Below are 20,765 nucleotides of genomic sequence, written 5' to 3'. Positions count from 1 at the left end.
GAAACGGTATGATTGAAAATTGTTACGTGATATCTTTTAGAGATATTCATATTTGTTTTTTTAGTAATAATGAGAAAAAAACATTTGAAGGAATTGAAGAATTAAATAGGTATCTAAGTGAAAATTATAAAAAAGTCAATATACAGTGGTTTATAACACCTGATTATGTGATATATAAACAAATAACCATATTAAAGAAATTAAAAAGTAGAATAAATAATATGATAGAGATGAATGTTTTAAATAATCTACTATTTCCAAGAGAAGATGTAAATTATAAATACACTATATCTAAAAAAGATAATAATTTGAATTTAAAGATATTTATAGTAGAAAAAAGAAAGTTTAAAATGAAATTTGATAAAAGAGTAAATATAGGAGGGATATATCCATTAACAGAAATTTTATTTACAAATGAAAAGAGACTTATTTATAGATTAGAAAATAAATATGTATATAAAGAAAAAGATATAGAATTATACAAAACAGAAGATAAAAGGGAGTTATTTGAATCAGATGGAGATGTGTATAATCTTGATAGTTATGAAAAAATTGATAAATTAAGAAAAAAAGCAGGAAAAAAATTGAATAAATTAAATTTTTTAATATCAGTAAAAGATATAAATAAAAGTAGAATTATTTTTAAATATGCATCTATTTTTATGGTAACTATAATATTCATTATGTATAATACAAAACTCATATATATGAATCAAAACTATAAAAACAGTTTGTTAAAACTTAAAAGCATAAATGAAAAACTAAAAAAACCTGAAGGCAATATTATGGAAATGAAAAAATATCTTAAAAGTAAAACAAAAGAAGTAGAAAAATTAAAAGAGTTAGTATCAGTATTTGAGAGTAAAAGTTATATAAAATGGTTAGCGGTGATAGCGGATGTTTCTGATTCTACAACTGAAATAGACAGAATTACATTTCAAAAGAACAAGCTACAGGGAATATCAGGAAAGAGCAAAAATGCTTCTGAATTTTTAAAAAAACTTGAACAGTCGAAAAAATTTTTAAAATTAAAATTTAGAGGAAGTATAATAACAGAAAAGCAAAAAGAGAGATTTAGAATAGAAGGTGAATTAGTTGAGTAAATTGCAAAAAAGAGAAAAGATAATGATGTTAATAACAATAATTATAATAATTTCTGTTTCATATGTAAAGTGGTATTTATTGCCATTGATTGATGAAAACAGGAGATTAGGAATGAAAATAGAAAAAACTTTAGCTGAATCTAAATTAGTTAGAAATGATATAGGAAATTATATAAGCTATAAAAAGCAAAAGGAAAATATTGAAAATGACGAGGTAGATATTTCAAAAAAAATATTTAATGATAATATTAAAAATGTTCAATTTAATATTATGGATAAAATAAATAAAGAAAGTATAAAAGATAATTTAAAAATAAAAAATAAAAGTATTAATATTGAAGAAATTAAAAAGGTAGGTATAACTAAAATTTCATTTCATATTTTGCTTGAAGGAGAATATGAAAATACAATAACATTTTTAGAAACATTTTCATATGAAAAAAAAATGTACATTGAAGCTCTTGAGATAAAGAAAAAAACAGATATTTTAATGACAAACATAATCTTAATAGCATATATTAAAGGAGGCAAAAGATGAAAAAGTTAATGTTTATTATTTTTATGATTATTATGTATACAAACATTGTATTTGCACAAGAAAAACTGATAAATATAAGCGTTTTAGGAGCAGAAGCAAAAGATGTATTTGTATTACTTACAAAACAAAGTGGAATGAATATAATATCAAGTCCTGAAATACATGGTAAGATATCACTTAATCTTGAAAATGTTACTCTAAAGAATACATTAAGTATATTAGAAAAAGTATATAATTATGAGATTATAAAAATAACAGATAATACTTTTTATGTAAAAAGGAAAGTTATTCCAAAAAATATGGCAGAAATAAGTATTAACGGGAATAAACTAAGTTATAGCATATATGATGTTGATATACGAGAGGTAGCAAAAGAACTTACAGAAAAAGCAGGATTGAATATTGTTGTAGATAATAATGTAAAAGGAAATATATCAGGCAGAGTAAGAGATGTGGATATAGATTCAGGATTAGTTGTATTATTTGAAACTAATGGATATTCTATTATGAAAGATAGAGGGATTTATAAAATTACATCTGGAATAAGCAGAGCAAGAATACCAAGTAAACTAAAAATATCATATAATAAGGGGAAAGTGTCTATAGATGCAGAAAATGAAAATGTAATAAAAATATTAAAAAAAATATCAACAATAGCAGGTTTAAATATGATGATATTAACTTCGGGAGTTGAGTCGATATCATTAAAATTAGAAAATGCTAATTTAAATGAAGTTATAAACATTTTACTAGAGGGAGCTAATTATACATATAAAATAGAAAATAAGATTTATATAATTACGAGAAAAAATAGCATGGGAGTAGGGAATGATATATTTAATTCAACAGAATTAATAAAATTGAAATTTATTCAGGCTGAGAAAGTGCCATCTTTACTTCCAAATGATTTTTCAGTTGCAAATATAAAAGTTATTTCAAATCAGAATGCTCTTCTGTTTTCAGGGACGGATAAAGATATGTCAAAATTGAAATCATATATAAAAAAATTAGATGAAAAAGTACCACAAATAAAAATTGAAGCATTAATAGTAGAAATATCAAAAAATAAAAATAATACACAGAAACTAGGATTACAATTAGAGGGGGTAACAACAAGGGGAAAAAAATTAAATGTATTTGATACAAATTCAGGAGAGTTTACATATGAAAATGCAACAAAATTAAACGATGTATTTTATACAAAATTACAATTGTTAATACAACAAGGATTAGCAAAAATTAAAGCCAAGCCAAGTATAACAACAATAAACGGAGAAAAGGCAGTAATAAATGTAGGAACAGTTCAGTATTATAAAGTTGTAACTTTAGATAACGAAGGCAAAGAAAAGATAGATTATAAAAGTGTAAATGCTGGAGTAACACTAGATGTAACTCCATGGATAAATTCAACAGGAGATATAAGTTTAAAGTTAAATCCAACAATAAGCAATATAGGAGGAGCAGCACCAGCAGAAGGACCACCAACAGTAAGTAAAAGAGAAGCCAAAACAACAGTAAGAGTAAAAGATGGAGAAACCATAGTAATTGGCGGGTTAGAGCAAAATGTAATAACAGAAAAAGAGTCAGGAATTCCAATATTAAAAGATATCCCTTTATTAGGCGAGTTATTTAAAACAAAAAGTAGAGATAGCAACCAAACAGAATTATTAATTTATATTACACCAAGAATAGTAGAAGATGGAGAAACTATAAAAATGGCAAGAGATATGAGTGAGCTTATTAAAAAAGCACAATAAAGTGAGTAATAGAGAAAAAATAATTAAGGAGAGGTTAGAGATGAGAAAAGTATTGATAGGGATTATTATGGTTATGGTTGGGATTGTAAGTTTTGGTGGGGAGGTTATGGAAAATTTGGTAATTAATAATGAATTGGACTTGACTCGCTCTAAAATAACTCCATTAGATTTTACACCAAGGGGAGATACACATACTTGGAGATTAACTACTTATGGAAATGAATATGGGAAAAGATTTGATTTCATATTTTCTGAGTCAGTTACTATGAAAAGCTTGAATGTTTTAACCTTAAGAGAGAATGGAAATGTAGGGATAGGGACATCTAATCCTAGTGAAAAATTAGAAGTAAATGGAAATATAAAATTAAATGGGGAATATAAGAAATTAATTTTTAAAGATAATTCAAATTTAGCGGGAGATTCGTATATAACTGGGGATGATGGTTATTCTAAGAAATTATTTTTATATCACAGTAGATTTATAAGGTTATCAAATGTAAGAGACCAAGAAAGTGGATTAACATTGATGGATAGTAAAGTTGGAATTGGAGTAGAAAGGCCTAAAAGGATATTACATATCAAGAAGAAAGGTTCAGTAGATGTATTATTAGAAGCTGATGGAGCTGGAGCCTTTGCAAGACATATGTTTAAAACTAAAGATAATGGATATGGTTGGAATGTAGGAATGCGAAGTGATGCTGGAATGGATGGAGGATATAGTATAGAAGGAAATTACAATGGTTGGAGAAGCAGATTATTTATAAAAAGAAGCGGAGAAGTCGGAATAGGAACAACTACTCCAAGTGCTAAATTAGATGTAAATGGAAACGCAAAGATAAAAGGGACACTAACAACAAATGAAATAATAGTTACACAAACAATAGCAGCAACAGACCTAAGATTAAGTGAAACTCCATGGGCAGATTTTGTATTTGAGGATAATTATAAGTTGAGAACATTGAATGAAGTAGCGAAATTTGTAAAAGTAAATAAACACTTACCAGATATACCAAGTGAAAAAGAGGTGAAAAGTAAAGGAGTAAGTGTAGGAGATATGCAGGCGAAGTTATTGCAGAAGATAGAGGAGCTTACTTTGTATATGATAGAGCAAGATAAGAAAAATATAGAACAAACTAAAGAAATTAATATGTTGAAAAATAAAATAAAAAATTTAGAAAGGAGATAATATAAAACATGAAAAAAATTGTTATATTTATAAGTTTTATTTTATCAGTAGTTTGTTTTGCAACAGAACCAGTGAAAGTGGGAACAACATTTATAGGTTATGGCACTTCAAATACAAATTCAAAATTTGTAGGAAATCTTCCATATAGTTCTTCTAGTGATTATCAAAAACTTATGATAAAAGTATTTGGAGGAAGTTGGATAAATACTACGCTTGGAGAAACTACATACTATATTTCTTCTAGGGAGGGGTTGAAGGTTAATAGAGAAATACATGGAGGCGGAGGATATAGATATTTTAATTTAGAAATATATGATAATGGAAATAGCTATGATGTTGTTGTTACAAATAATAATGAGCCATATCCATTTTTTACAATAGAGGCATTTTATGCTGATTCAACAGGTTTAAAAACAGTTGAAATAAAAGATTATAACAAGAGTAATAAAAAAAAGATGAATTTTTCAATTAATACGATATATGCTACAGATAATGTTGGAAATGTAGGAATAGGAACAACTACTCCAAGTGCTAAATTAGATGTAAATGGCAATGCAAAGATAAAAGGGACACTAACAACAAATGAAATAATAGTTACACAAACAATAGCAGCAACAGACCTAAGATTAAGTGAAACTCCATGGGCAGATTATGTATTTGAGGATAATTATAAGTTGAGAACATTGAATGAAGTAGCGAAATTTGTAAAAGTAAATAAACGCTTACCAGATATACCAAGTGAAAAAGAGGTAAAGAGTAAAGGAGTAAGTGTAGGAGATATGCAGGCAAAGTTATTGCAAAAGGTAGAGGAGCTTACGTTGTATATGATAGAGCTTAAGAAAGAAAATGAATATTTAAAAGAACGAATAAATAAACTTGAAAAAAAATAAGGAGAATAAAAACTATGATAAAAATTTTGGTCATTATATTGTTACTTATAAATACTTTATTTATATTTGGAGATACTATAAATGGAACCCTTCAGGTAAAAGGATATAAAAATTATTATGTAAATTATAAAATAGCTAATAATTCCCATTCTTTTGGAGATCCATCTAATTTTTATATATTATTACATAAAGCATATGATGGGAAATTAATGAATAATTATTATGTTATGGGAAAAATATCCGCTATTAGAGGGGATAAACATTCATGGAATAGAAAGGTGTTAATTGAAGTTAATACAGCAACAGCTTATAATACAAATAGAGGTTTTGTAAAGTCAAGATTTGAGGATTGGAAATTAGTTACAGTTAGATATAAAGGAGATAAATATATTGCTTTAAGAGCAAATATTAGGTCTACACTATATGCCATAGAATTTACAGGATGGGCTTATGTGAGTGATGGAGAGTTATTAAAACCTGTATTGGGAGGAAATGCAACTTGGCCAAATGGGAAAAAAATATCAGTGAAACCAGGAGAACAAATAACAGAAGAAAAAGAATTTTTTACAGAAACAGAGAACATATATGGGAATGAAATAATAAAAGGCTCTGCAAGTATAAATGGGAATGTATTAATAGGCAAAGCAAATGATACAGGACAAAAATTGCAAGTAGAAGGTTCTGTAAGCATAAATGGAACTCTACATACGTCAGAATTAGTAGTAATACAAAATGTATGGGCAGATTATGTATTTGAAAATAATTACAAATTAAGACCACTTGAAGAAGTAGCAAAATTTGTAAAAGTAAATAAACATTTACCAGATGTTCCAAGTGAAAAAGAGGTAAAGAGTAAAGGAGTAAGTGTAGGAGATATGCAGGCAAAGTTATTGCAAAAGGTAGAGGAGCTTACTTTGTATATGATAGAGCAAGATAAGAAAATTAATTTATTGAATGAAAAAAATGAAATTCTTGAAAAAAAATTAGAAAAGTTAGAAGTAAAAAAATAGATGGAGGTAAGAATGAAAAAAATAATAATGTATATAATTATATTATTAAACTTTGCGAATATCATAATGGCAAATGAAACAGTTCCATATAACTTAATAAATAATGGATTTATGAATGAATTAAATAGTGATGGGAAAACACCGAAAGGATATTCTACGACAGGAATGACAATAGAGGCAGTACATCCATATACGAAAGCATTTGAAGGACCATATGTAGCCACCAGTCCAGCGAATGCAACTAAAGATGTAGAAAGTGCTACAAAAACTACTCCATATTGGTTTAGGAGATACTACAAAGGACCTAGAATATCAAGAGGTGGTTTAGGAGACGGGTGGAATGGAAGAGGTGATGGGCACATATTAAAAGTAACTGGGAATGTATCAAAAGATGCAAGAGGTTATCAGATAGTTAGATTGCCCTATGTTGGCCCAGTTGTAAATGGAGGAAAAATTCATTTTTCAGTTTGGATAAAAATAGTCAAGGGAGATTATGTTTGTTTTGGAACAGATGCGGGATATGATAATGGAAGTGGAAGTATAAGGAGAGGAACAACAATATATAAAACAACAACAGATAAGGGAGCGCAAGGATGGTATAAATGGGAATTTAATACTACTATTAGCGAAACAACAAGGTTAGGAGGGAATCAATGCTCGCTAGGATTTGAAGCTGTAGGCAATGATGGACCAATAGAAATATATTTAGCTTTACCTTATGCTAGATTGATAAATAATGGGAAAAGTTGGATGCCAAGTGCAGAAGATATTGTAAATAATAGATTGAAGGGGAATGTAGGAATAGGCACATCAAACCCAAGAGCAAAATTAGATATACAAGGGAAGGTTTTAATCAATACAGATAAAGTAAATGTAGATATTTTTAATGTAAAAGGAGAAAATGGCGGACAATATTTTAGAGTTTTGAATGGAGACTCTGGAATTGGAATAACCGATAAAGACTGGACAAATACTTTAATTTTATCAAATAAAAAGACCTATAATGAAATATATAGTAATGCAGGGAAACCAATTAGTATTCAAAGTCAAAAAGGTGGAAACGTATTAATAGGGACAACTTCAAATAAGAATAATTATAAACTTGCAGTAGAAGGGACTATTGGAGCTAGAGAGATAGTGGTAACTCAAGATAAATGGTACGATAATGTATTTGAAAAAAGTTATAAATTAAAGCCATTAGAAGAAGTATCAAATTATGTAAAAGAGAATAAACATTTGCCAGATATTCCAAGTGAAAAAGAGGTAAAGAGTAAAGGAGTAAGTGTAGGAGATATGCAGGCAAAGTTATTGCAAAAGGTAGAGGAGCTTACTTTGTATGTGATAGAGCTTAAGAAAGAGAATGAAGATTTAAGAAAAAATCAAAATAAAATGAAGGAAAAAATTAATAAGTTAGAAAAAAAGTAAAATGGAGGAGATTTAGGAGTGCGAAAAATAGTTTTAGTAATTTTAATAGTTATTTCAAGCATAATATCATTTGGAGCAGATCTTACAGGGACTACATTAACTACACCAGAAATTAGAGTATTTAATGTAGGAGGGGATTTTGATAAATTTTATCCCGTATTATGGAGAAATACAAATTGGACCAATGGAGCAACAGAATTAGAGATAACAAGGGCAGATACACATGTAAATTCATCATGGAGAGGGACAATAATTGCAAAATTTAGATTTCATACTACAAATTGGGGACATGGATCAGCATTTATTGATGCTGATATAAGAAATAGTGGGAATAGATTTGTAGCTGGTTGGAAAGATGTAACTGGAAATAATAGCAGTTCATGTATATTAATATGGTTAAGAGGTGGTGGGACAACATATCGTTACAGAAGTAACAATGATATGATTAATGTGCCAAAAGTATATCTTGATGAAAATGGTTATCCACAAGAAGAAGGGCATCATAAAGATTGGATCACTTATCATAAGCCTAAAACATCAGTTGATTCTTATGTTAATTCTAATGGGATGAGTTATAGTGGTAATGCTTCTTTTAATGGAAATGTAGGAATAGGAACAGCAAATCCAAAAGCAGCACTTCATTTATATAAAGATAGATATACATTATATGGACCTAATTCTTCATGGGGCGAATATCTTCAAGTGGGAGGTAATGGAAGAGTAACATCTTACGCATCGGTAGCAGCAACAAATGGTAATTTACATTTAGATGCAAAGAACGGAAATTTTTCTACATATATAAATTGGTATAGTAAAAATAGAACAATAATAAATGGACGAGGAGGGAATGTATTAATAGGCAAATCAAATGACACAGGACAAAAATTGCAAGTAGAAGGTTCTGCAAGTATAAACGGGACTTTGCATACGTCAGAATTAGTAGTAACACAAAATGTATGGGCAGATTATGTATTTGAAAATAATTACAAATTAAGACCACTTGAAGAAGTAGCAAAATTTGTAAAATCAAATAAACATTTACCAGATATTCCAAGTGAAAAAGAGGTGAAAAGCAAAGGTGTAAGTGTAGGAGATATGCAGGCAAAGTTATTGCAAAAGGTAGAGGAGCTTACTTTGTATATGATAGAGCTTAAGAAAGAGAATGAAGATATGAAAAATGAGATAGCAAAATTAAAAAATAAATAGAAAAGGAGAAAAAATGAAGAATAAAATAGGATTTATGTTATTGATAACTGTATTAGTTTTAAATGGATGTATAAAACAATATTCTTATAATAAAGTAGAAGAAAGAAATAAAATAAAATCAAAAGTAATAAAAACAGGAAAAATAAGTGAACGTGAGAGAGAAATTTTAATTTATGGAAAAATTATCTTTACTAGAAATATTGATTCTAAGAAAAAAATAAAAAGGAATATAGATAGTAAGCCAGATATTGTTTATGATGAAAATTATTTTCCAGATTTTACTAAAAATGGAGAGTATATTCCCCCAATAATGGATTATAAAAATTCTGAAAAAGGATTATGTTATGCTATTGCAGCAAGTAGGTATACAACGGAGTATAATAAAATTATTCCTTGGGCAGATGAGAAAATAAGAAAACAAATATATAGAGAAAATTTAGAAAATATGGGATATGAAATAAAAATAACTAGGAATATATCTAAAACGAAAAAAACAGTATTTAAAACAAATTTAAAAAATAGTTTATCTGATGGTATAAAATGGGTACATAGAGGATTTCCAAATTTAAATAATGATGGTAGTGAGATAGTCCCAGATGGATATTTGGTATATAAGGGAGTAATTTTGTTAAATGAAGAAAAATGGCCTAAAAGATATATGGCTGCTCCATATTATACTCTTGTAGAGAATATAGATGTGAGAAAGCAATCAAAAAATCAATATATAAATTATTGTGAAGAAACTACAAAGATAATATATACTAAAAATTTAAATGATTCAATTTCAAAATTAGAGAGAAAAGGAGTATTTACTGAAGATTCATTAGTGGTATATTATGTAATTCCTTATAAAAAGGGAGAAAATTGGTGGGAAAATATCCCTTTGGAAGATTATAATAATAATTGGATTCAAAGTGAGATGTTTGTTGCTTGGATTGGAAGTGAGTCAAAAGATTTAGATATGTTAAATAAATATTATACTAAAAATATAGGATATTATGTTAAATATGGAGAAGATTAATAATATTAAAAATAAATTAATAATATTATTTTTAATATTATTTCTAAGCGGATGTTTTTTAAATGAAAAACTAAAAATAGATAAAGTAGAATTAATTATAAACAAAAAATTAATAAAAGCTAATGGAGTTGACAAGGTAATATTAACAGGGATAGTTAAAAATAAATATGGAGATATATTAACAAATTATCACATTAATTATTATGTTAATGGGCAAAAAATTGAGAACAATTTTTTTTCAACAGATAAAAGCGGAAAATATATTTTAGAATGTGAAGTAGAAGAGATAAGAAGTAAGAGTATAGAAGTTGAATTTGATAAACCACCAGTCTTAAATATGCTTGGAAAAAGAGAAAATAATATTATAAATTTATTAGGAAATATTTTAGATATAGATGGTAAAATAAAAAAGTTTCAAATTGATTGGGAGAATGATGGAGAAATAGATGAAGAAATAGATGAAAATTTTTTGATGTTGAATTTAAATCATAGCTATAATTTGGGAGATAAAACAATAGAATTAAAAATAATAGCATTTGATGATAAAGGATTATCCACTGTTAAAACTTATATATTTTTTTATAATAAACATTTTGAAAATGTAATTAAGGCAAAACTAGATATTCCTGAAAATAGAAATATTTATTATGAAGATTTAAAACAGATTAAAAATTTACTTATATACAAGTTTGATTTAATAGAGGAATTAAAATATTTTACAAATTTAAAAACATTATATATAGAAAGTGTAGAAAATAAAACGTTAATAAAATTTATAATTCCTAAACTTGATTATTTGAACGATTTAACTATTGAAAACTGTAGAATATCAGATTTTTCATTTTTAAAAAATATTAAGAATTTAGAAAGATTAAACTTAGAAAAAGATGATATAGAGAACTTTAATGTAGATAAGTATATTAAAAATTTAAAAGAGTTAGATATTATGCATAATAAAATTAATAATATAGAAAAAGCAGGGAATTTGAAAAAATTAGAAAAATTATATTTGCCATATTTGGAAAACAAAGATTTTGAATTTATAAAAAAATTAAATAACTTAAAAGAATTATATTTAATAGGAGATGACATAGAAGATATAAGTTTTTTAGGGAATTTAAAACATTTAGAAAAATTAGATTTAAGTGAAAATAGTATAAAAAATATTTTACCTTTAGCTGATATGGTAAATTTGAAAGAATTAAATTTAGAAGGGAATTTGTTAGAAGATATTTCTAGTATTGAAAATTTAACAAAATTGGAAAAATTATATTTGTCTGGCAATCAATTAAAAGATATATCAAAATTGGATAAATTAACTGCATTAAAAATATTAGATTTAAAATTTAACGAAATAATAAAATTAGATGGATTAGATGATTTAAAAAATTTAGAAGAATTAATAATAAGTAACAATAAAATTGATAATTTGTTTCCAATAGTAAATTTAATGAATTTAAGGAACTTAAAGTGTAGTTATAATAAAATAAAAGAGATTAGTTATTTGCATAATATGACAAATTTAGAAAATTTATATGCAGATAATAATTTAATAACTGATTTGAGAGTTATGTTAGAATTAAATTCTTTAAAATATTTAAATATAAAGAATAATCCAATTTATGGAAATGCCCAAATAAATAATTATAAAATAATTTTAGAGTTGGAGAAAAGATTAGATACATTTGAGTATTAAAAAAATATATAAATAAGGAGATATAAAAATGAATAAAGGAAAATATTTTAGGTTAATTATTTTTATCAGTATGTCATGGACGGTATTTTCGCAAGTTAATTTTGAAATATTAACTCCATTACCTCTATCGGAAAGGTTGACTTTATTAAAAAGAAAGTTATTATTAGTAAATCTATTGGACGATACAAGAAAATATTATAAAGCTGATGAGACAATTACCATAAATTCAGGAAAAATAAGCAAACCAAATGGAGAAGTTTTGTTAAAAGCAGGAGAAACAGTGAGAATTAAAGGAGAGTTTAAAGTAGAAAAAGGAGCATATTTAAAAGTAATTACAGGAAATCAAATAGCTCCAATACATCATATTAAGCTGTCTGATAAGGCAGATGGGAAGGTAAAAGCAGATGGATTAGAAGTAGAATATATATCTTTCGATGTATATAGTTGGGAAAAAGAACAAGTTGCTCCAGGAGTTCCTGTATATGTAGATAAGACGATACCTTATGAAGAGATAAAAAGTAGGGTTAAGATATATGATATTTTACCTTCAGGGAAAACAATAAATATAGAACTACCTCAATTATATTATAGGACAGTATATCCAGGTACACATAAATTATATGTGATGATTGATGGAGTAAAAAGTAATGAAATAACTATAGAGGCGACAGCATTGAATGGATTAAATTCGTTAGTAGTAAAAGATAAAACATATCCAACGATAGAGATTGAATGGAATAAATTAAATGAAGCAGATGAGTATAAAATTACCATAGAAAATAATGGAAAAATAATAAAGCAAACTACAAATAAAGGCGTTACAGGATATGGATTTTATATGAGTGAAATTAGAGACAACAAAGAATATAAAGTAAAAGTACAAGCGTATAATAAAAATAAAGAATTATTAAAAGAAAAAGAAGTTACTTTTAATCTTGAACTTGAAAAGCCAATTAACTTTAAAGATGATGGAGTAGATGGAAATTCAATATACTTATCATGGAAAAAAAGTATATATCCAGAGGGTACAAAGTATGAAATAGAATGGAGAGAATCAAATAGTACAGAATATAAAAATAAAAAAACAGTGAAAAAAGAGAATATTCTAATAGATAATCTAAAGTTAAATACAAACTATAACGTTAGAATTAGAGCAGTATATGGAAATATTAGTAGTGAATATATTGAAAAAAGTGTAAAGACATTGTCTAAGAAGTTAAATTTCAGGATAAGTCAAATGGATAATGTTAATTTTGAAAAATCAAATATAAAATTAGAATGGGAAAATATAGATGAAAGTACTGGATATTATATATATATGAGTACAAATGGAATAGATTATAAAATATTAGGAAGTACAACTGATAATTATTATATAGATAATGATGTAAGTGAAAATAGATGGTATAAAATAATAGTAAGAAAATAGGAGGGAAATGTTAAAATGAAAAAAATAATAATAGTATTAGGGATTTTAGTTTTAAGTTTAATATCTTTTGGAAAAACAGATAACTGTATAAAGATACATTATAAAGCGAATCAGAAACAATTATTTATTCAAGAAAGAGGAACAAATGGATGGCTGCCTAAGAAAGAGATGATAAAGAGTTATTTATATGGTGGGTATGATTATACAATTGTAAAAGGAAATAAATCTCAATTTAAAATAACTGATGGAGTAGGTAAGAACGAAGAATATTATATAAATAATTCAGGAGAATATATAATAGAAAATGGGATTGTTTCTCAAATGACAAGTTCATTAATACAAATACATTATAAAAGTAATAAAAATAATGTATATATAAAATATAGTTTAGATGGGAAAAAATGGATAGAAAAATTGATTTTAATGCATTCGAGTTTAATATATGAAGGATATAAAGAGATAACAATTCCAGCAAACTATATGGAATTTAAAATAGGTTATGAAACTGCAAGTTATAAAATAAATAGTGCAGGAGTTTATAAACTTGAAAATAAAAATCTTGAATTTGTAACAAAGGTAGTTTCAAGTAAAGAAAAATTTATAGCTCTATATTTTCAAACAGAGAAATATAATGTAATAAATTATAATAGTGATAATAGAGGCTGGGAAAAGAAAAAAATAGTAGATAGTAAATTAAAACAAGGATATAAGTATACTATTTTCCCATATACTACAAGTATAAATTTTTATTTTGAAAATACAAATAATATAGAAAATAATAAAAGCTCTAACTATTATATAGACTTACCAGGAGTATATAAACTTGATAAAAATTTTAATATAGAAAAGATTGATATAAGTAAAAATAAATATGAAAATTTTTATTCTATAAAAAGTAAAGTAAAAAAATCAATTCAATTAGAAGAGATAAATAAATTTAAAAATACAATATTATTAGAAAAAATATCAGATAATATATTTAAAGTGAAAATATTAAATAAAGATCTATATTATATTAACTTAGGAAAAGAAATATTTAATAAAGCTCAATTATTAGATAAAGATTATAATTTATTAAAAGAAATTTCAATAAAAAAAGATGAAGTCAATGGGAACTATAGAAGTAGAAATATTTTATTAATGCCTGGAGAGTATTATATAAAGACAATTAATATTAAAAATATATCAAAGATTTTTTCTGAAATATTTAATTTATTAACATTCACACAAAAAACATATGCAGAAGAATTTTCTGTAAATGATAATGTTAAATTAGAAAAAGTGGATGGCTGGAAAGAAGTTATTGATTATAAGGTAGAACCAGGTGAAGATAAAAATTATATACATAAAAAAATAGGATATAATTTGGAATTAGGATTTTTGACAGATGCAAAAAAAGATATAAGCATAAAATTTATAAATAGTACAGGACCAAGTTATGAAAAAGAATTTAAGGCATATAAGGCAAAAAATGAGATGTATATAGTGAAAATTTTAGGAGTTACTTATAGAGAAATAACAGAAAACAATGGAAATATTAAGGAAATTAATGGAAAAAATCCATTAGAATTTGAAGTTTATATTAATGGCAAATTACAAAAAACTTATAAATTGGATATAATAGGGTTGCTTAGTAAACAAAAACCAATAATAAAATATCCATATAACAATGAGTATAATGGAAGTTTAAATTATTTAGGAATAGGTCAAGATAATAATTATATTTTTGAGAATAGATATAAATATGATATAGATAATGATAACATTATAGATAATTTAAAAGAAAAGAATTTGTTGTTGGATATGGGGAATGAGGTAGGGAAATATCTTGTAAAAAGTTCGGAAATAAAAAAAGAAAACATAGTCAAAAGAATTGAAATGTCAAAAAATGTGGCGTTAGAAAGTAGTCCCACAGTAGAATTAAGTAAAAAAGCAACAATTTATTATTTAAGTGATTGGGAAAACGTATATATGAAAGTAGATAGTGATAAAGTTCCACCAATAAAATTAGAAAAAAGTATATTATATGGAAAAATATATAATAAAATAGAAATAAAATTTGAAGAACCTTTAATTTTAAAATTTACAAACAATAAAGGAGATTATGATAAAAATTATGAGATAACAGAAAGTGGAAAATACATAATTGAAAATGGAAATATAAAAAAAGAAATAATTACAAGAGGAAGTGCAGAAAATGTAAGTAATGATGATAATTTTTTAAATTCTGTCGCTAACACGCTAACTAAGTACAAAAATAAAGCAGATATTAATTTAGTTACAGGAGACTTTAACTATAAAATAACTGATTTAAATTTACCTGGAAAAAATAATTTGAATTTAAAAATTGAAACAATATATAGTACAAGTTTTTATGATATAGAAGGAAAATTTAAGATAGGTTCTGGTTGGAGAATATGTTTTCCAGAAATTATATTAGGATATTCAAAATTTGGAAATAATAAAAATAAAAAAGATATATTAATGTTATCTAATGGTAGTAGAATTGAAATTGATAATAATAAATTAAAAGATCATAAATTAAATAATATAAAATTAAAAAAAGAAGGAAATAAATATTATTTAATGAATATGATAACAGGAATAACTTATGTTTTTGATAATACAGGGAAATTAAATTTTATAGAGAATAGGTTTAAGGATAAAATTATTTTTATTTACAAAACTAATAAAATAATAATAGAAGATACTTATAAAAATAAAATTATAATTACCAATAAAAACAATAAAGTAACTATTGAATTGCCAACAAATAAAAATATAGAATATATTAAAAGAAAGGGGGAAATTTTAACAAGAGTAGATCAAAAAAATAGAAAAACAAGTTTTGATTACCTTAAGTATTCAATAAAAGATGAGATTAAGAGAGAACAATACCAAAAATTGTTAGGATTACTAAAAGGAAATGAAACAAATGTACCAGATGATAAAAAAGAGATTTCTTTTTCATATTTAAATAAAATAACAGAAAATAGTGGTAAAATAATAAAATTAGAATATGAGCAGTTTGAAGAAAAATATGGGAGACGACATGATGTTATTTATTCATTATGTCCACCACCATTCTTTTATGTTGAAGATCATTTTGAGCTTCATGCTCGAAAAATATATTATAGATTAAAAAATAAAATAATATATAAGAGTGATGACAAATTCAAAAAAAATGAATTTGAATTTAAATTAATTTACAATTATGATTCTCAATTTAAAAATGGCGGATATTTATTGGCTGGAATGAAAGAGGAGAATTATAACTATGATAATTATGATAAAGAAAAATATTGGTTTACAACAACAGAAACAAATTCAAAAACGAATTTAAAAACTACATATTTATATAATTGGAAAAGACTAAAAACAAATGAAATAAAATGGATAGATAAAGATAAAAATGGACAAGGAAGTGATATTGAAAAAATACAGTGTATATGGTATGAAGATTATTTCAAAGATGTATATCCAACAAAAGTAACAAAATCAAATTTTTATTTAGGCAAACAAAACAATTCAGAAATCCAATATTATAGATATTATGATAATGGAAATAAAAAAAAATCTGTTCATATGGATGAATTGGATTATTATGATAGAGTTGATAAATTTGAATATTACAGTACATCAGAAGGGAATCATTTCTGGGAACTGCCTAAATCTATAAAAGTAGGCTATAGTGGATCATATGATATAGAAAAAGCAGATGATAGTAAAGATTTAGTAATTAATAAACAGATGGACTTTGAGCTTACAGAAAACAAAAAGAACATAGGACTAAAAATCATACATAATTTTGATGCAGATAATAATCCGAATAATATTTATGAAAAATATAATTATTATGACGATGGAAGATTAAAAGAGATTAGCAAATGGGATTTTGATAGATATGTTGCTGGAAAAGAAAGTAATTATAAAGAAAGATATGAATATAATGATAATGTAAATATAGTAACTCCTTGGAATCAAACATATAATGGGTATAGTATAACAAAAAATATCTATGAAAAAGATTATACAGGCAAAGAGAATATAATAAAGAGTGTTTCTAACTATAGAAAAGAAACAGGAAATTTAATTCTATTAGAACAATTATCAAATAATTCTGGAGATAATAGTAAGATATATAAACAATATGATGAATTAGATAGATTAAGATATATTTATAATTCAGGTGATAAGATTTTTGACAAAGAGATAAAATATGATGATACACAAAGAGAAATAATAATGGAAAAGAAAGCAGAATATGCTAATGATGGAATATATAAAGTAAAGTTAAAATATGATATATATGATAATATAAAAGAAATTTTGGAATATAAGAATAACGAATGGAATAAAATAAAAGGATATGAATATGATGAAATAGGAAGATTAAATTCAGAGTCAGATGCAGAAGATAACAAAATTATCTATAAATACGACGAACTAAATAGGAATACAAAAATAATATATCCCAAAACAAATAATGGAATTATTCCAGAAAAAAGAATAAAATATTTGGATAGCCAATATAAGTTTAACAGGGTAAAAGTGAATATAGATGAAGAAGGAAATCATAATTGGAATGTTTACGATAATAATGATAATTTGCAATTTCAATGTACATTTAGTGGGAAGAAAATATCATTTGAAGAATTATTAACAAAAGTAAATAATGCAGAAGATATAATAAAAAAATTATCTTCAAATGAACATATATCAAATAAAGAAAAAATAGATTGGATAGCTGGATTTAGAAAAATAAAAACGATAATAAATGCTAGAGATGTTAAAACTATATATTATTATGATTCGTTAGAAAGATTAATAAAAGTAGAAATTCCAACAGAAAAAATATATATAAAATACTATTATGATTTACTTGGAAATATAATCAAAATATTAACTCCAAAGGGGAGTATAGTAAAGCAATATAATAAAAGAGGAGAATTAATAAAAGAAATAGGAAAACTAAATTCAGAAGTTTTGAAAGGTATAAATAAAGCAGAACAAGGGAAAATAGATGAAGGTGATTTATATAATATAGAAATAAAAGGTAAAACAAATATTTATAAGTACGATTATTTGGGGAATATAATCTATAAAAAAGACAAGAAATTACAAGAATTCTATTATACATATGATAGTTATAATAGATTGCAATATGTTTATAAAAATAAAATAGAAGAAGATAATAAAATAAAAGAATATAAATATTATGATGATGGTTCAATAAAAGAGGTTATTAACTCATTAGAGAAAGAATCATTAAATTATAAATATTATAATGATGGTAGCTTAAAAGAGTTAGTATATCCAGATGGAAAAAGCGTAAAGTATGAGTACAATAAAAATGGAAACATAAAAAAAGTTACTGATATAACCAATAAATATTATAAATATATATATGATACTAGAAATAGATTATGGAAAATATATGATAATAATGAAACGGATGAAAAAATAGAATATCAATATTACATGAATAATAAATTAGAAAAGTTAGAAGAAAAAAAAGATAAAAAAACTATATATTCTGAAGAATATACATATGATATTGGAAATTTAATGACTTTACAAGGGACTTTAAATGAAAAGAAGAGTTTAGATTATACTTATGATTATGATAAAGTAGGAAATTTAACAACTGAAATCAATAATATATCTAATCAAAAAAACATATATATGTATGATGGAGTGAATAGACTTATTAGAAACTTAAAAATTAATAATGGGAATGATAGTATTGATAGGGGCTATACATATACAACTTCGGGAAATATAAGTATGGAAAAATATAAAGTAAAAGTTAATAATAACTGGAATGAAACAGGCGGTTTGTGGTATAATTATAACGAAGATGATGAGTTGATAAATATAACAAAATGGAAAGGAGTAAAATCAAATAATAATATATGGGAATGTAAAAAAGAAAAAAATTCATTTGAATATGACGATAATGGAAATCTGCGAAATAAGTCAATAAATGGAGAAAAAACAGAAGCTTATGAATATAATATAGAAAATAGGCTTACAAAATATAATGATATAAAAAGAGGAATAACGGGAATATATAAATATTATCCAACAAATCAAAGGAAGTCAAAAGCAGTAAATGGATTAGAAACAAAATTTTATTATTCAAATAATAAAATTATAAATGACATATCAAATGGAGAAATAAAAAGAAATTTATTTGGATTAAGAGGAATAATAGGAAGAGAAATAAATGGGAAAAACTATAGTTATTTGAAAAATAGTCATGGAGATACACTAAAACTATTTGATTCGTCAGGAACAATAAAAAATAATTATGAATATGATAAGTATGGGAAAGAGCTTAAAATAGAAGAAGACATAACAAATCCATTTAGATATTCAGGAGAATATACAGATGAAGAGAGTGGATTGCAGTATCTAAGAGCTAGATATTATAGCCCGGAGATAAGACGATTTATAAGTCGTGATACATATAATGGAGATATTAAGGAGCCGCTTAGTTTGAACTTATATGGCTACTCAAAAGGGAATCCGATTAGTTATGTGGATCCGACCGGAAATAGTGCAGAATATGGATTTTTGGGGACAAAAGCAGGAGAATATGCTAGTGAATATTGGGCAAATAAATATATTGATACAGATAATAGCTTGTATTTAATGCCGTTGTTTTTATCTTCGATGTGGACAAGAGATACTTATGATAAAACGGCATTAACTTTACTTGGGGGATATGCTGCTCAAATGTTTTTATTACCTACAGTAGCAGCAGAAAGTGGTGAATTAATAACTAAGGATTCCTACGCAGGGGTAAAACAAGCTTCAAAATATCTACAAAATATTGGAGTTGGCAGAGAACAAAGAATTAATATATTGCAATCTTTTAAAGAAGGAACAATTAATATGAAAACTGCAGATACAGCTACTTATGGATTGAGGTTTCATGATTTTGGGGAAAAAGCTTATAAATCAGGATCATATTTATTTCCTACTTTTACAAATTTAACAAATAGATATGGTTTAGCTCTTCCTCCAAATTGGAATCTTATGACAGGATTACAACAATGGCAAGTGCAAGCAGGAACTCAAATAATAACAGGCAAAGCAGCATCTCAATTAAATTATGGGTTGCAATATACAGGAGGTGAAATGCAATGGTGGGTACAAAGACAAAATTTAATAATGCCGTAGAAAAAAAGAAAATGAAAGTTATTAATATGATTGATGAATTAGAAATTAGGATAAATAAAGAAATATTAAAAATAAAAAGAGAAGATAATAGTTCAGAGTTAATTCCTTCTCAAAATGAATTGGAAAGAATACTAGCAGAGCTTGAAAAGATGAAAACAAAGATGTCACCAAAGTTATTTTTGCCATCATATACAAGAAACATAGTGGATTCTTGGGATATATACTCTGAATTAGGGAGTGCCTTATTAAAATTAGCTCGGAAATATAATGAGTTGATATAATTTATTATGGAATACTGCAAACTATTTAGAGTAGT

The 20,765-nt window shown here is 25.3% G+C and carries 13 protein-coding genes; all 13 read left to right on the top strand.

Features of this window, described 5'->3' with window-relative positions; translation table 11 throughout:
* Nucleotides 1-8: 8 nt before the first annotated feature.
* From RDY08_RS11510 to RDY08_RS11450, 13 genes are read left to right on the top strand one after another with little or no spacing between them, the layout of a single operon-like run.
* Nucleotides 9-1,103 carry a PilN family protein gene (locus RDY08_RS11510; protein WP_307905560.1) on the top strand — a complete coding sequence of 365 codons (1,095 nt, stop codon included), beginning with the start codon at nucleotides 9-11 and terminating at the stop codon, nucleotides 1,101-1,103.
* The gene (locus RDY08_RS11505; protein ID WP_307905559.1) at nucleotides 1,096-1,641 is read left to right on the top strand and encodes a hypothetical protein; all 546 of its coding nucleotides are present in this window, start codon (nucleotides 1,096-1,098) and stop codon (nucleotides 1,639-1,641) included. Before RDY08_RS11510 ends, RDY08_RS11505 begins: the two co-directional genes overlap by 8 nt.
* Nucleotides 1,638-3,398, top strand: coding sequence for a secretin GspD/PilQ domain-containing protein (locus RDY08_RS11500; RefSeq protein ID WP_307905558.1), 1,761 nt, complete (start codon nucleotides 1,638-1,640; stop codon nucleotides 3,396-3,398). The genes RDY08_RS11505 and RDY08_RS11500 overlap by 4 nt, the downstream gene beginning before the upstream one ends.
* 40 nt (nucleotides 3,399-3,438) lie before the next feature.
* Nucleotides 3,439-4,584, top strand: a complete 1,146-nt coding sequence (locus tag RDY08_RS11495; RefSeq protein WP_307905557.1) for a hypothetical protein — start codon at nucleotides 3,439-3,441, stop codon at nucleotides 4,582-4,584.
* 8 nt (nucleotides 4,585-4,592) lie between these two features.
* Nucleotides 4,593-5,474, top strand: coding sequence for a hypothetical protein (locus tag RDY08_RS11490; RefSeq protein WP_307905556.1), 882 nt, complete (start codon nucleotides 4,593-4,595; stop codon nucleotides 5,472-5,474).
* Nucleotides 5,475-5,488: 14 nt separating this feature from the next.
* A complete protein-coding gene (locus RDY08_RS11485; RefSeq protein WP_307905555.1) occupies nucleotides 5,489-6,484 on the top strand; it encodes a hypothetical protein in 996 nt (331 codons plus the stop codon).
* A gap of 12 nt (nucleotides 6,485-6,496) precedes the next feature.
* The gene (locus RDY08_RS11480; RefSeq protein ID WP_307905554.1) at nucleotides 6,497-7,909 is read left to right on the top strand and encodes a hypothetical protein; all 1,413 of its coding nucleotides are present in this window, start codon (nucleotides 6,497-6,499) and stop codon (nucleotides 7,907-7,909) included.
* Between the two features lie 18 nt (nucleotides 7,910-7,927).
* Nucleotides 7,928-9,115: a hypothetical protein gene (locus tag RDY08_RS11475; RefSeq protein WP_307905553.1), complete on the top strand. Its 1,188-nt coding sequence runs from the start codon at nucleotides 7,928-7,930 to the stop codon at nucleotides 9,113-9,115.
* Between the two features lie 13 nt (nucleotides 9,116-9,128).
* Complete coding sequence (locus tag RDY08_RS11470) at nucleotides 9,129-10,136, top strand: hypothetical protein (protein ID WP_307905552.1); 1,008 nt, start codon at nucleotides 9,129-9,131, stop codon at nucleotides 10,134-10,136.
* The gene (locus tag RDY08_RS11465; RefSeq protein WP_307905551.1) at nucleotides 10,123-11,832 is read left to right on the top strand and encodes a leucine-rich repeat domain-containing protein; all 1,710 of its coding nucleotides are present in this window, start codon (nucleotides 10,123-10,125) and stop codon (nucleotides 11,830-11,832) included. Before RDY08_RS11470 ends, RDY08_RS11465 begins: the two co-directional genes overlap by 14 nt.
* 28 nt (nucleotides 11,833-11,860) lie before the next feature.
* Nucleotides 11,861-13,261 (top strand): fibronectin type III domain-containing protein, encoded by a 1,401-nt coding sequence (locus RDY08_RS11460; protein ID WP_307905550.1) that lies wholly within the window; start codon nucleotides 11,861-11,863, stop codon nucleotides 13,259-13,261.
* A 15-nt stretch (nucleotides 13,262-13,276) separates the two neighbouring features.
* Complete coding sequence (locus RDY08_RS11455) at nucleotides 13,277-20,449, top strand: RHS repeat domain-containing protein (protein WP_307905549.1); 7,173 nt, start codon at nucleotides 13,277-13,279, stop codon at nucleotides 20,447-20,449.
* Entirely contained in the window at nucleotides 20,413-20,730 is a 318-nt protein-coding gene (locus RDY08_RS11450) for a hypothetical protein (protein ID WP_307905548.1), read from the top strand. The genes RDY08_RS11455 and RDY08_RS11450 overlap by 37 nt, the downstream gene beginning before the upstream one ends.
* Nucleotides 20,731-20,765 lie beyond the last annotated feature (35 nt).

Source organism: Haliovirga abyssi (assembly GCF_030295325.1).
GTDB classification, from domain to species: Bacteria; Fusobacteriota; Fusobacteriia; order Fusobacteriales; family Haliovirgaceae; genus Haliovirga; species Haliovirga abyssi.
Note: the sequence above shows the minus strand (reverse complement) of the source record. Positions and strands in the feature narration are given on the sequence as shown.

Bases quoted from the DNA above. Each gene is read 5' to 3' on its own strand.
- RDY08_RS11510 (WP_307905560.1), top strand. From the start codon at position 9: ATGATTGAAAATTGTTACGTGATATCTTTTAGAGATATTCATATTTGT.
- RDY08_RS11500 (WP_307905558.1), top strand. From the start codon at position 1,638: ATGAAAAAGTTAATGTTTATTATTTTTATGATTATTATGTATACAAAC.
- RDY08_RS11495 (WP_307905557.1), top strand. From the start codon at position 3,439: ATGAGAAAAGTATTGATAGGGATTATTATGGTTATGGTTGGGATTGTA.
- RDY08_RS11490 (WP_307905556.1), top strand. From the start codon at position 4,593: ATGAAAAAAATTGTTATATTTATAAGTTTTATTTTATCAGTAGTTTGT.
- RDY08_RS11485 (WP_307905555.1), top strand. From the start codon at position 5,489: ATGATAAAAATTTTGGTCATTATATTGTTACTTATAAATACTTTATTT.
- RDY08_RS11480 (WP_307905554.1), top strand. From the start codon at position 6,497: ATGAAAAAAATAATAATGTATATAATTATATTATTAAACTTTGCGAAT.
- RDY08_RS11470 (WP_307905552.1), top strand. From the start codon at position 9,129: ATGAAGAATAAAATAGGATTTATGTTATTGATAACTGTATTAGTTTTA.
- RDY08_RS11465 (WP_307905551.1), top strand. From the start codon at position 10,123: ATGGAGAAGATTAATAATATTAAAAATAAATTAATAATATTATTTTTA.
- RDY08_RS11460 (WP_307905550.1), top strand. From the start codon at position 11,861: ATGAATAAAGGAAAATATTTTAGGTTAATTATTTTTATCAGTATGTCA.
- RDY08_RS11455 (WP_307905549.1), top strand. From the start codon at position 13,277: ATGAAAAAAATAATAATAGTATTAGGGATTTTAGTTTTAAGTTTAATA.
- RDY08_RS11450 (WP_307905548.1), top strand. From the start codon at position 20,413: ATGGTGGGTACAAAGACAAAATTTAATAATGCCGTAGAAAAAAAGAAA.